Here is a 12,634-nt window from a genome sequence, read left to right as displayed (position 1 = left end):
CTCAAGACGGCGGCTTTCAAGACCGCCGCCGGTTTCGCTGATCAGGCTTTTTGTGCTTCTGGCAGGAACCAGTTCAGCAGCAGCGCACAGATGCCACCGGTGGCCACCCCGGACTCCAGCACATTACGCAACGCCGCCGGCATATGGGCGAGGAATTCCGGTACCTGGGAGACGCCAAGGCCCAGGGCCAGGGACACGGCGATGATCAGCAGCGCGCGGCGGTCCAGGTGGATGCTGGCGAGGATATTGATGCCCGAGGCCGCCACCGCGCCGAACATCACCATGGCCGCGCCACCGAGCACCGGCTCGGGCACCGCCTGGATCGCCCCGGCCACCGAGGGGAACAGGCCGAGCAGCACGAGCATCAGGGCGATCCATTTGCCGATATGCCGGCTGGCGATGCCGGTCAGCTGAATCACCCCGTTGTTCTGGGCGAAGATCGAGCTGGGAAAGGTGTTGAACAGCCCCGCGAGCAAAGAGTTGGCGCCGTTGACCAGCACGCCGCCCTTGATCCGTTGCATCCACAGCGGGCCTTCCACCGGCTGGCGCGACACCTTGCTGGTGGCGGTGACGTCACCGATGGCTTCCAGGGACGTCACCAGGTAGATCACCAGCATCGGGATAAACAGCGACCAGGAGAAATCCAGGCCGAAATGCAGCGGCGTGGGGATCTGGAACAGCGCGGCCTCGTGCATGCCGGTGAAGTTCAGCCGACCCAGGTAGCCGGCTAGGGCATAGCCGACCGCCAGGGCGATAACGATGGCGCAGCTGCGCATCCACACCAGCGGGATACGGTTGAGGACCACGATGATCGCCAGCACCACGCCGGACAGCAGCAGGTTCTCGCCATTGGCGAAGGTGCCGTTGGCCATGGCGCTGAAACCACCACCCATGCTGATCAGGCCGACCTTGATCAGGGTCAGGCCGATCATCAGCACGACGATGCCGGTCACCAGCGGGGTGATCATGCGTTTGACGAAGGGCAGGATGCGCGAGATGCCCATCTCGACAAAGGAACCGGCGATGACCACGCCGAAGATCGCCGCCATCACCGCTTCCACCGGTGTGCCTTGCTTGACCATCAGCGCGCCGCCGGCAATCAGCGGGCCGACGAAGTTGAAGCTGGTGCCCTGGACGATCAGCAGCCCGGCGCCGAAGGGGCCGAAGCGGCGGCACTGGACGAAGGTGGCGATGCCGGAGATCACCAGGGACATCGAGACGATCAGGTTGGTGTCCCGCGCCGACACCCCCAGGGCCTGGCAGATCAGCAGGCCGGGGGTGACGATGGGCACAATGATCGCCAGCAGATGTTGCAGCGCTGCCAGAAGGCCGATCAGCAGGCGGGGGCGGTCCTCGAGGCCGAGGATCAGTTCGCTGGCCTGGGGCTCGGCGGCGGGCGGAGTCTGGTGAGCGGTCATGGCGGGGCCCTGGAAAAAATGAGGTCGCGATTCTACTGGGCTTGGCGCGGGGCGCCCAGCTTCGGTGGGGCTTATTCGAGAATATCGAAACCACTGCTGCCCAGGCGCTCGCCATTGACCAGCAAATGCACGGCGTGGTGGCCGCTGTAGTGCTTGCGGGTGGTCAGTTCGCGGATGTGCTGGCGGCGGTTCAGGGTTTCACTGGCGCCGGCGGCCAGGTGCAGGGTCTTGAGCTTGAAAACCTTGCTCGAGGTGGCGCCCGAGGCCTTCACGTAGTCGATAGCGTAGTCGATCACCAGCTTCTGGCTGGCGGTTGCGGTAGAGGCCAGGGTGAAGGAGAGGATGACGCTGTCGCCGAGGCGGATCACGGCGGGCTCGACCTTCAAGTCCAGCACCTCGACCTGGGCCTTGGCACCGGCGCCCATCAGCGTGAGTGCGCGCGGGTTGCCCTGTTTGATCAGGCTGCGCAGGGCGTGACGGGCGATCCAGGCGGTGCGCGGGTCGTCCAGCGACCAGCCTTCGATCAATTCGAGCACCCAGTCGGGATGTTCCTTGGTGATGTCGTTGAGGTGGTTGGCCACCGATTTGCACACGTACAGGCTGTCGTCGGCCTTGAGCGTGTCGAGTATGTCGGCGGCAAGGCTTGGGTCGGCCTGGATCCGGGCCAGCCGGAAGGACCATGGCAGGCGCGGTCGCGAGCCTTCGCTGGCAAGACGGCGAACATGTTCGTCGGGGTCCCGGGACCAGGTTTTCATCACCGCCAGGGTGCGTTCGAAATCGTTGAGCAGAAAATGCCGTATGGCGAACTCCGAGGAGCCGAAGGCGGTGAAGTACTTCAGCGCGTCCATCGACAGTTCGAAATCCTTGGCCCCGTAGCTCGCCACATAGTGCGGCAGGCACATGCTGACAAAGGCGCTGTTCAGGCGCGGGGCGAGCTGGCGCAGCAGCTTGAGGGATTGCTTGTAGCTCAGGGGCAGCACCGCGTGCAGGCTTTCGCTGACCCGGGCCAGGCGCTGCATGATCGACAGCTCGTCCAGGCCCTGGTGGGTGCGGCTGATAAAGCCGGCGCTGTCGAAGTCGGGGTACACCGCGCGCATTTCGTGGGCGATATGCAGCAGGCGTTCGCTGTTGAAGATTTCCTTCAGCGCCGGGGCGGCTTGTTCGGTGCTCATGGCGGGACCTTGTCGGGTTAGAACGTCGGCGGAGTGATGACCCAGATGACCACGGCGTCGACCTCGCCGGGGTTGCCATAGCGGTGCGGTTCCTGGCTGGAGAAGCTGAAACTGTCGCCCTCGACCAGCTGGAAATGGCGATCGCCGACCCACAGCTCGAAAATCCCGGACAGCAGGTAGCCGGCTTCCTCGCCTTCATGGCTGTAGCTTTGCTGGCTGTAGGTGCCCGGGGGGAAGCGCGAATGGAGCATTTCCAACTGGCGGTTGGGTTGCGGGGTCAGCAGTTGGTCGACGATGCCGTCTTCGTAGTGCACGCTCAGGCGGCTGTTCTTGCGCACCACGTAGCCGTTGTCTTCGGGGGCGGTGATGGCTTCGCTGGCGAAGAACCACTGGATGGTCACGCCCAGGCTGCGGGCGATATTGAACAGGGCCGGGATCGACGGGTAGGCGAGGTTGCGCTCCAGCTGGCTGATATAGCCGGCGGTGAGTTCGGCCTGGTTCGCCAGTTCGGTCAGGGTCATGCCACGCCGTTTGCGCAGGCCGCGAATGCGCGTGCCGAGAAACTGCGGGCCCGCGGCGGCGCTGTCACCGGCGGGCGTTGGGGCGTTGCTCATGGCCTGCTCCAATCCTTGAAAGGGCCGCAGTATAAGGCACTTGGCGAGTGCTGAGGATGTGACTGTCAGATCTCCCAGGCGACCTTCAGCCCTTCATAGATCGCTTCCTCCACCGTGCGCGGCGCCAGGCAGTCGCCGATCCGGCGGAACTCCACCAAGCCCTGCAATTCATCACCCAGGGTATCGACCGGTTGATGCCCCTGGCACAGCACCAGGGTGTCGACCTCTTCGAACAACATCGGCTCGCCGCTGGCGGTATGTTGCAGGTACACAGTGCTGTCGTCGCAGCCATAGAGCCGGGCATACGGCGTGATGGGAATGCCCAGGCGATGCAGCTCGCCGGCCAGTTGATCGCGTACATACAGCGGCAGGCTCTCGCCGCAATGGGTGCCGTTGACCGCCAGTCGCACCTGATGTCCGGCCCGCACCAGACGCTCGGCAATCCCCGGCCCGATCCAGTCGCAACGCCAGTCGACCACCACCACCGAACGGCCGATCTTCACCTCGTCACGCAGCACCTGCCAGGCATCCACCACCTGCAATTCACCTCCGCGCTCAAAGGCCGGCCAGTAAGGTTCGGCACCGGTGGCGACAATCACCAGATCCGGCTGCTCGCGTTCCACCAGCGCCCGGTCGACCCGGGTATTGCGCACCACCCGCACCCCGGCCAGTTCCATTTCCCGTTGCAGGTTGGTGCTGGCGCCGCCGAACTCGCTACGGCGTGGCAGCAATTGCGCCAGCAACACCTGGCCGCCCAACTGCGAGCTGGCTTCGTACAGCGTCACCTCATGTCCACGCTGCGCCGCCACGGCCGCGGCTTTCATCCCGGCCGGGCCGCCACCGGCAATCATCACGCGCTTGCGCTTGGCCGTAGCAATCAACTGCCCGTACTGCAATTCGCGCCCGGTTTCCGGGTGCTGGATACAACTGATCGGCAGGCCCTTGTGGAAATGCCCGATACAGGCCTGGTTGCAGGCAATACAGGCGCGAATATCTTCGCTATGGCCGCTATCGGTCTTGTTCGGCATCTGCGGGTCGCAGATCAGCGCCCGGGTCATGCCGCAGACATCGGCCTGGCCACGGGACAGGATCAACTCGGCCTCCTGGGGCTGGTTGATCCGCCCGGTGACGAACAGCGGAATCGACAGACTGGCCTTGAAGGTGCCGGCTTCCTTCGCCAGATAGGCGGCTTCGATGGCCATCGGCGGGACGATATGGATCGCGCCACCGAGGGACGCCGAGGTCCCGGCGACGATATGCACATAGTCCAGTTCGCCTTGCAGTTGCACCACGGCGGCCAGGGACTCGTCCTCGGTCAGGCCTTCGGCATCGCGCTCGTCGGCGGAAATCCGCAGGCCGATGATGAACTGCTCGTCAGTGGCCGCGCGCACGGCGGCGATCACTTCCCGAAGGAAACGCAGGCGCTGTTCCAGCTCACCGTTGTAGCCGTCGGTGCGGCGATTGACCCGTGGGTTGATGAACTGCGCTGGCAGGTAACCGTGGCTGGCGACCACTTCCACGCCGTCGATCCCGGCCTGGTGCAAGCGCCGCGCCGCCGCTCCATAGCCCGCGACGATCTCGTCGATCATCGCCTGGTCCAGCGCACGCGGCATGACCCGGAAGCGCTCGTTGGGCACGCAGGACGCCGAGTAGGCGACCGCCAGCAGGCCGTCGCTGGACTCCATGATTTCCCGGCCCGGATGGAAGATCTGCGACAGCACCAGGGTGCCGTGGGCATGACAGGTCTCGGCCAGCCGCCGATAGCCGTCGATGCAGGCATCGTCGGTGGCCATCAGCACATGGGAGGTATAACGCGCACTGTCGTGAACCCCCGCCACCTGCAACACGATCAGGCCGACACCGCCCTCGGCGCGGGCCCGGTGATAGGCGATCAACTGTTCGTTGACCAGGTTGTCGGTGGGCATGGAGGTGTCGTGTCCGCTGGACATGATGCGGTTCTTCAGGCGCTTGCCACGCAGCTGCAAGGGTTCGAACAAATGATGAAAGGCGTGCGGCGACGTCGACATGGCAAGGCTCCAGGCGGCCCGGGATCGAACGCGGGCGGTTGTTATTATTGTTCCATGAAAATTTACCTATAGTAAAAAATCAACTTGTTTTTTTACTTTGCCTTGAGTTAGCTTCAAATCACGCCTGCTGACCGGGCGTACCTCATACAACAAAAAAATGGATCGCCAGGTGCTTCGGACCCGGGCGATACCGCACGAGGACTCATCGATGAAATCGAACACCCGCAAGTACGGTTTTTATCCCTTGCTCCTGACGCTGGCCATGGGCAGTGTCCAGGCCGGCCAGGACATGGTGGTGGTCGGCTATGGTGGCGCCGGGCAGAAAGCCCAGGACACGGCGTTCTTCCAGCCTTTCAGCACCAAGGACGGCAGCAAGCTGATCCAGAGCGAATACAACGGTGAAATGGCCAAGATCAAGGTCATGGTCGACACCGGCAGCGTGGACTGGGATGTGGTGCAGATCGAAGGACCGGATTTGATGCGCGGGTGTGACGAGGGCATGTATGAACGCCTCGATTGGAAGCAGATCGGCCATGCCGACCAGTTGATCCCCGACGCCGCCCAGGAGTGCGGCTCGGCGGCGTTGGTCTGGAGTGTCGCCATCGCCTACGACACCGACAAGGTGGCGCGGCCGCCGACTTCCTGGGCCGATTTCTGGGATGTGAAGACCTTTCCCGGCAAGCGCGGCCTGCGCAAGCGTGCGGTGTACAACCTGGAATTCGCGCTGATGGCGGATGGGGTGAAGGCCGAGGACGTGTATACGGTATTGAGCACGCCGAAAGGTGTCGACCGGGCCTTTGCCAAGCTCGACCAGCTCAAGCCCTACATCCAGTGGTGGGAGGCGGGCGCCCAGCCTGCGCAGTGGCTGATGGCCGGCGATGTGGTCATGACTTCGACCTACAGCGGTCGCGTGGCCGCCGCCGCGCAGCAGGGCAGCCATCTGGCGCTGGTCTGGCCGCAGAGCCTGTATGGCATGGATTACTGGGCGATCATCAAGGGCTCGAAACACGTCGACCAGGCCAAGCGTTTTATTGCTTTTGCCAACCAGGCCGATGCCCAGGTCAACTATGTGCGGCAGATTCCCTACGGCCCGACCAATACCGAGGCGGCCGCGCGGCTGGATCCGAGCCTGGCGAAGTGGGTGCCGACGGCGCCGCAGAACCTCAAGGGCGCGTTGTCGATGAACGTGGCATTCTGGAACGATCACGGCGAGGAGCTTGAAGAACGTTTCAATGCCTGGGCAAGCAAGTAAAGTAGGCAGCCGGGCGCCTTTGAGCGTGCCGGCTGCCTGATTCGATCCATTCTGCCTGAGGGAGTGATCCGCTTGAACGACCTTCTGCACACGGCTGCCGCACCGGCGGCCATCGAGCGTCAATTGCGCGAGCAACTGGCGGCCTGTTACCGGTTGATCGCGCACTTTCGCATGACCGACCTGATCTTCACCCATATCTCCCTGCGCTTGCCGGGGCCTGATCATCATTTCCTGATCAACCCCTATGGGCTGATGTTCGAGGAAATCACTGCGTCGAGCCTGGTGAAAATTGGCTTGGATGGGCGGGCGGTGGAGGACTCGCCGTATCCGGTGAACCCGGCCGGGTTTGTGATTCACAGTGCGATTCATGGTGCGCGCGAGGATGCGCAGTGTGTGTTGCACACTCATACCCGCGCGGGTTGCGCGGTGGCGGCGCTCAAGTGCGGGTTGTTGCCGGTGAACCAGATTTCCATGGAGTTCTTCGGGCGCACGGCTTACCACGACTATGAAGGCGTGGCGCTGGATCTGGATGAGCAGGCGCGGCTGGTGCAGGACCTGGGGGACAAGTCGGTGATGCTGTTGCGCAACCATGGTTTGCTGACGGTGGGCGAGAGCGTGGCCCAGGCGTTCTTCCGCATGTACTACCTGGAGAAGGCCTGCGAGATCCAGATTGCGGCCCAGGCGTGTGGGGAGTTGGTGTTGCCGTCGGACGCGGTGTGCGCCCATACCGAGCGACAGTTCAATGACCCGGGCCGGCCGCTGGAGGAGGGGCAGTTGAGCGACCCGGATGCCATGGGGTTGGCGTGGGCGGCGATGTTGCGGTTGCTGGATCGGGTAGCGCCGGGGTATCGGGATTAACACTTAGGGAATGTTGGACTCGTTTTTGTGGGAGCGGAGCTTGCCCGCGAAGAACGATAACGCGGTGTATCTGATACTCCGCGTGTTCTCGAGATTCGCGGGCAAGCTCCGCTCCCACAGTGTCCGTGTTCAGCCCATGGATCAGCGGTGTTTAGAGGTGCAACGCATGCCCCAGCGCCCGCAGCGCCGCTTCCTGCACCGCTTCACCCAAGGTCGGATGGGCATGGATGGTCCCGGCGATATCTTCCAGGCAGGCCCCCATTTCCAGGGATTGCCCGAACGCCGCCGCCAGTTCCGAAACCCCGGCACCCACCGCCTGCCAGCCGACAATCAGATGATTGTCACGCCGCGCCACCACCCGTACGAAACCGCTTTTCGATTCCAGGGTCATGGCCCGTCCATTGGCCGCAAACGGGAAGCTCGACACCAGGCAATCCAGCCCGGCGGCCTTGGCTTCATCCGGCGTCTTACCGACCACCACCAACTCCGGATCGGTAAAGCACACCGCAGCAATCGCCGTCGGATTGAACTCGCGATGCTGGCCGGCAATCACCTCGGCGACCATCTCGCCCTGGGCCATGGCCCGGTGTGCGAGCATCGGTTCGCCGGTCAGGTCGCCGATGGCCCAGACATTGCGCATGCTGGTCTGGCAACGGTTGTCGATCTTGATTGCCGCACCGTTCATCTCCAGTGCCAGGGCTTCAAGATTCCAGCCCTGGGTACGCGGCTTGCGTCCCACGGCTACCAGCACCTGGTCGGTCACCAGTTGCAGGGTTTCCCCTTGGGGATCGCGCACCGACAGGGTGTTTGACGTCGCATCGAAACCTTCGACGCTATGCCCCAGATGCACGGTAATACCCAGGGCCTTGATCGACTCGGCCACCGGCTGGGTCAGTTCGCGGTCATAGGTCGGCAGGATGCGGTCGCGAGCTTCCACGACCGTCACCTCGGCCCCCAGCTTGCGGTAGGCAATCCCCAGCTCCAGGCCGATATAGCCGGCGCCGACCACGGTCAGGCGCTTGGGAATCGCAGTCGGAGCCAGCGCTTCGGTAGACGAAATAATCGCCCCGCCAATCGGCAGCATCGGCAGGTTCACCGTCTGCGAACCGCTGGCCAGCAGCAGGTGTTCACACTGGATACGCAAGCCATCGACCTCGACATGCTTGCCGTCGATCACTTTGGCCCAGCCATGGATCACCTTGACGCCATTCTTCTTCAGCAATGCCGCGACGCCGCTGGTCAGGCGGTCGACAATCCCGTCCTTCCATTCGACGCTCTTGCCGATATCCAGGGTCGGTGCCGACACCTTGATCCCCAGCGGCGAAGTGTCGCCACTGTAGCGCTGGGTGGTATGGAACTGCTCGGCGACATGGATCAGCGCCTTGGATGGAATGCAGCCGACGTTCAGGCAGGTGCCGCCCAGCGCCTGGCCTTCCACCAGCACGGTGGGAATGCCCAGCTGGCCGGCACGAATGGCCGCGACATAACCGCCGGGGCCGCCGCCGATGATCAACAGGGTGGTGTTTTGGGTCTGTTGCATGATCACTCCACAAACAGGCTGGCGGGTTGTTCGAGCAAGCCGCGAATGGCCTGGATGAATTGGGCCGCGTCCATGCCGTCGACCACCCGGTGATCGAAGGAGCTGGACAGGTTCATCATCTTGCGGATGACGATCTGGCCCTTGATGACCACGGGCCGCTCGACAATGCGGTTGACCCCGACAATGGCCACTTCCGGCAGGTTCAGCACCGGTGTGCTGACAATCCCGCCCAACGCCCCGAGGCTGGTCAGGGTGATGGTCGAACCGGACATTTCATCGCGACTGGCCTTGCCGCTCCGGGCCGCCTGGGCCAGGCGGTTGATCTCGTCCGAGGTGCCCCACAGGTTGAGGCTCTCGGCGTGGCGCACCACCGGCACCATCAGGCCGCCGTCGGTCTGCGCGGCGACCCCGACATGCACCGCGCCATGGCGGGTGATGACCTGGGCTTCGTCGTCATAACGTACGTTGATCTGCGGGAAGTCCCGCAGGGCCACGACCATCGCCCGCACCAGGAACGGCAGCAGGGTCAGCTTGCCGCGGCTGTCGCCGTACTTGTGATTCAGGTGGACGCGCAGCTCTTCGAGGGCGGTGACATCCACTTCCTCGACATAGCTGAAGTGGGCGGCGCGACGCTTGGCGTCCTGCATGCGCTGGGCGATCTTGCGGCGCAGGCCGATCACCGGGATCTGCTGTTCGTCGGTGCGCCTGGCATAGCTGGCAACGGCCGGGGCCGGGGCCGGTTGCTCGGATTGAGCCAGGTAAGCGTCGAGGTCGTCGTGCAGGATGCGCCCGGCCGGGCCGCTGCCGTGGACAAAACGCAATTCGATTCCGGCATCCCAGGCGCGTTTGCGCACGGCCGGGGAGGCCAGCGGACGTTCATCGGCGGCACGGGCCACCGGGGCCGGGCGAGGCGCTGCGGCGCTGGTTGGCGCCGGTTTGGCGACGGGCTTGCTCGGCGCTTCAGCTTCGGCAACCGGCTTTTCCACGATGGCCACAGGTGCTGCTTTCGGCGCAGGCGCTTCGGTGCCTTCGCGCAGATTACCGGCGCCTTCCACTTCAATGCTGATCAGCACGCTGCCGACCGCCATGACTTCACCGGGCACGCCGCCCAGGGCAATGACCTTGCCGTGGACCGGCGAGGGAATATCGACCATGGCCTTGTCGGTCATGACATCCGCCAGCACCTGGTCTTCGACCACCAGGTCACCGACCTGCACGTGCCACTGGGACAGTTCGACTTCTGCGATGCCTTCGCCAATGTCCGGCATCTTGATGATATGAGTACCCATTCAGACCTCCATGACCCGTTTCAAGGCCGCACCGACCCGCACCGGGCCTGGGAAATAAGCCCATTCCTGTGCGTGGGGGTAAGGCGTGTCCCAGCCGGTGACGCGCTCGATCGGCGCTTCCAGGTAATGGAAGCAATGCTCCTGGACCAGGGCGATCAGCTCGGCACCGAAGCCGCAGGTGCGGGTGGCTTCGTGGACGACGACACAACGACGGGTTTTCTTCACGGAATTGACGATGGTTTCCAGGTCCAGCGGCCAGAGGCTGCGCAGGTCGATGACTTCGGCGTCGACCCCGGTTTCCTCGGCGGCGGCCTGGGCCACATAGACGGTGGTGCCGTAGGTGAGAATGGTCACTTCGCTGCCAGGACGGACAATCGCCGCGCAGTCCAGCGGCACGGTGTAGTAGCCCTCGGGCACGGCGCTGGCCGGGTGTTTGGACCACGGTGTTACCGGACGCTCGTGGTGGCCGTCGAACGGACCGTTGTACAGGCGCTTGGGCTCAAGAAAGATCACCGGGTCATCGTTCTCGATAGCGGCGATCAGCAGGCCCTTGGCGTCATAGGGGTTGGACGGCATCACCGTGCGCAGGCCGCAGACCTGGGTGAACATCGCTTCCGGGCTCTGGCTGTGGGTCTGGCCGCCATAGATGCCGCCGCCGCAGGGCATGCGCAAGGTCATCGGCACGGTGAACTCGCCAGCGGAGCGGTAGCGTATCCGCGCCGCTTCCGAGACGATCTGGTCGGAGGCCGGGTAGAAATAGTCGGCGAACTGGATTTCCGCCACCGGGCGCAGGCCATAGGCGCCCATGCCGACGGCGACGCCGACAATGCCGCTTTCCGAGATCGGCGCGTCAAACACCCGCGAGGTGCCGTACTTGCCCTGCAGGCCTTCGGTGCAGCGGAACACGCCACCGAAGTAGCCCACGTCCTGGCCGAACACCACCACGTTGTCGTCGCGCTCGAGCATCACATCCATGGCCGAGCGCAGGGCCTGGATCATGGTCATGGTGCTGGTGGCCACGGCGTTCTCCGTTTGCAGTTTGCTGTGATCGTTCATGGCTTATAACCCCAATTCCTGACGCTGCCGGCGCAAGTGCTCGGGCATGTCCTTGTAGACGTCCTCGAAGATGGTCGCGGCGCTGGGCATCTGCCCGCCGGCCAGGGTGCCGAAGCGTTCGGCTTCCTTCTGCGCGGCAATGATCTCGGCTTCCAGTTCGGCGCTGACGGCGGCGTGTTCTTCCTCGGACCATTGGCCGATGGCAATCAGATGCTGCTTGAGGCGCAGGATCGGGTCGCCCAGGGGGAAGTGGCTCCAGTCGTCGGCGGGACGGTACTTGGACGGATCGTCGGAGGTGGAGTGTGGGCCGGCGCGGTAGGTGACCCACTCGATCAGGGTCGGCCCGAGATTGCGCCGGGCCCGTTCGGCGGCCCAGACGGAAGCGGCGTAGACGGCGATGAAGTCGTTGCCGTCGACCCGCAGCGAAGCGATGCCGCAGCCCACGCCACGCCCGGCGAAGGTGGTGGCCTCACCGCCGGCGATGGCCTGGAAGGTGGAGATCGCCCACTGGTTGTTGACCACGTTGAGGATTACCGGGGCGCGGTAGACGTGGGCGAAGGTCAGGGCGGTGTGGAAGTCCGACTCGGCGGTGGCGCCGTCGCCGATCCAGGCGGAAGCAATCTTGGTATCGCCCTTGATCGCCGACGCCATGCCCCAGCCGACGGCCTGGACGAACTGGGTGGCCAGGTTGCCGGAAATGGTGAAGAAACCATGGTCACGCACCGAGTACATGATCGGCAGTTGCCGGCCCTTGAGCGGATCTCGCTCGTTGGACAGCAGCTGGCAGATCATGTCCACCAGCGGTACGTCCCGGGCCATCAGGATGCTCTGCTGGCGGTAGGTGGGGAAGCACATGTCGTCGAGGTTCAAAGCCAGGGCCTGGGCGCTGCCGATGGCTTCCTCGCCGAGGCTCTGCATGTAGAACGACATTTTTTTCTGGCGCTGGGCAACCACCATGCGCGTGTCGAAGATCCGGGTCTTGAGCATGGCGCGCATGCCCTGGCGCAGGATCGCCACCGGCACGCCTTCGGCCCAGGGGCCAAGGGCCTGGCCCTGGTCGTCGAGCACGCGGATCAGGCCTTTGGCCAAATCGGCGGTGTCGGCGGGTTCGACGTCGATAGGGGGTTTGCGGACCTGGCCGGCATCGGTCAGGCGCAGGTAACTGAAGTCGGTCTTGCAACCCGGACGGCCTGAGGGTTCAGGAACGTGCAGGCGCAGCGGTGCGTACGCTGGGTTCATGGCTTTCTACGCTCTATCTTGTGAATTTCTTGTAGTGGGCGCGCGAGCTGGCAGTCATCCCCTGGGTAAGGGAAATCTTGTCCTACAACAATCATAGGCCGGTCGTGGGAGAATATTTCTCTCTGTTTCGTTGCGCTCAAGACGATTTGCAGATAAAAAATCTGCATAA

At 63.9% G+C, this 12,634-nt stretch carries 10 protein-coding genes; 2 read left to right on the top strand and 8 right to left on the bottom strand.

Annotation, left to right across the window (positions count from 1 at the left end; all coding sequences use genetic code 11):
* Nucleotides 1-41 precede the first annotated feature (41 nt).
* The 4 genes from M5C56_RS27325 to M5C56_RS27310 form a co-directional block, all read right to left on the bottom strand.
* Nucleotides 42-1,418, bottom strand: a complete 1,377-nt coding sequence (locus M5C56_RS27325) for a uracil-xanthine permease family protein (RefSeq protein ID WP_103495568.1) — start codon at nucleotides 1,416-1,418, stop codon at nucleotides 42-44.
* A gap of 71 nt (nucleotides 1,419-1,489) precedes the next feature.
* Nucleotides 1,490-2,590, bottom strand: coding sequence for a DNA alkylation repair protein (locus M5C56_RS27320; RefSeq protein WP_103495567.1), 1,101 nt, complete (start codon nucleotides 2,588-2,590; stop codon nucleotides 1,490-1,492).
* 17 nt (nucleotides 2,591-2,607) lie between these two features.
* On the bottom strand, nucleotides 2,608-3,204 hold the full coding sequence (locus tag M5C56_RS27315) for a cupin domain-containing protein (protein ID WP_103495566.1): 597 nt from the start codon (nucleotides 3,202-3,204) through the stop codon (nucleotides 2,608-2,610).
* 65 nt (nucleotides 3,205-3,269) lie between these two features.
* Nucleotides 3,270-5,231: an FAD-dependent oxidoreductase gene (locus M5C56_RS27310; RefSeq protein WP_103495565.1), complete on the bottom strand. Its 1,962-nt coding sequence runs from the start codon at nucleotides 5,229-5,231 to the stop codon at nucleotides 3,270-3,272.
* Nucleotides 5,232-5,439: 208 nt separating this feature from the next.
* Here M5C56_RS27310 and M5C56_RS27305 point away from each other — a divergent pair, with 208 nt between their 5' ends.
* Together M5C56_RS27305 and M5C56_RS27300 are read left to right on the top strand one after the other, a co-directional pair.
* On the top strand, nucleotides 5,440-6,483 hold the full coding sequence (locus tag M5C56_RS27305) for an ABC transporter substrate-binding protein (RefSeq protein WP_103495564.1): 1,044 nt from the start codon (nucleotides 5,440-5,442) through the stop codon (nucleotides 6,481-6,483).
* Between the two features lie 72 nt (nucleotides 6,484-6,555).
* The gene (locus M5C56_RS27300) at nucleotides 6,556-7,341 is read left to right on the top strand and encodes a class II aldolase/adducin family protein (protein ID WP_103495563.1); all 786 of its coding nucleotides are present in this window, start codon (nucleotides 6,556-6,558) and stop codon (nucleotides 7,339-7,341) included.
* A 151-nt stretch (nucleotides 7,342-7,492) separates the two neighbouring features.
* Here the strand turns inward: M5C56_RS27300 and lpdA are convergent, their stop codons facing one another.
* From lpdA to M5C56_RS27280, 4 genes are read right to left on the bottom strand one after another with little or no spacing between them, the layout of a single operon-like run.
* Nucleotides 7,493-8,881, bottom strand: a complete 1,389-nt coding sequence (lpdA, locus tag M5C56_RS27295; RefSeq protein WP_103495562.1) for a dihydrolipoyl dehydrogenase — start codon at nucleotides 8,879-8,881, stop codon at nucleotides 7,493-7,495.
* A 2-nt stretch (nucleotides 8,882-8,883) separates the two neighbouring features.
* Nucleotides 8,884-10,170 carry a dihydrolipoamide acetyltransferase family protein gene (locus M5C56_RS27290; RefSeq protein WP_247263382.1) on the bottom strand — a complete coding sequence of 429 codons (1,287 nt, stop codon included), beginning with the start codon at nucleotides 10,168-10,170 and terminating at the stop codon, nucleotides 8,884-8,886.
* Nucleotides 10,171-11,226 (bottom strand): alpha-ketoacid dehydrogenase subunit beta, encoded by a 1,056-nt coding sequence (locus tag M5C56_RS27285; RefSeq protein ID WP_100940157.1) that lies wholly within the window; start codon nucleotides 11,224-11,226, stop codon nucleotides 10,171-10,173.
* A gap of 3 nt (nucleotides 11,227-11,229) precedes the next feature.
* Nucleotides 11,230-12,465 (bottom strand): 3-methyl-2-oxobutanoate dehydrogenase (2-methylpropanoyl-transferring) subunit alpha, encoded by a 1,236-nt coding sequence (locus M5C56_RS27280; protein WP_103496451.1) that lies wholly within the window; start codon nucleotides 12,463-12,465, stop codon nucleotides 11,230-11,232.
* Nucleotides 12,466-12,634: the final 169 nt, after the last annotated feature.

This window comes from Pseudomonas sp. MWU13-2862 (assembly GCF_023242495.1).
Classification (GTDB): domain Bacteria; phylum Pseudomonadota; class Gammaproteobacteria; order Pseudomonadales; family Pseudomonadaceae; genus Aquipseudomonas; species Aquipseudomonas gingeri_D.
Note: the sequence above shows the minus strand (reverse complement) of the source record. Positions and strands in the feature narration are given on the sequence as shown.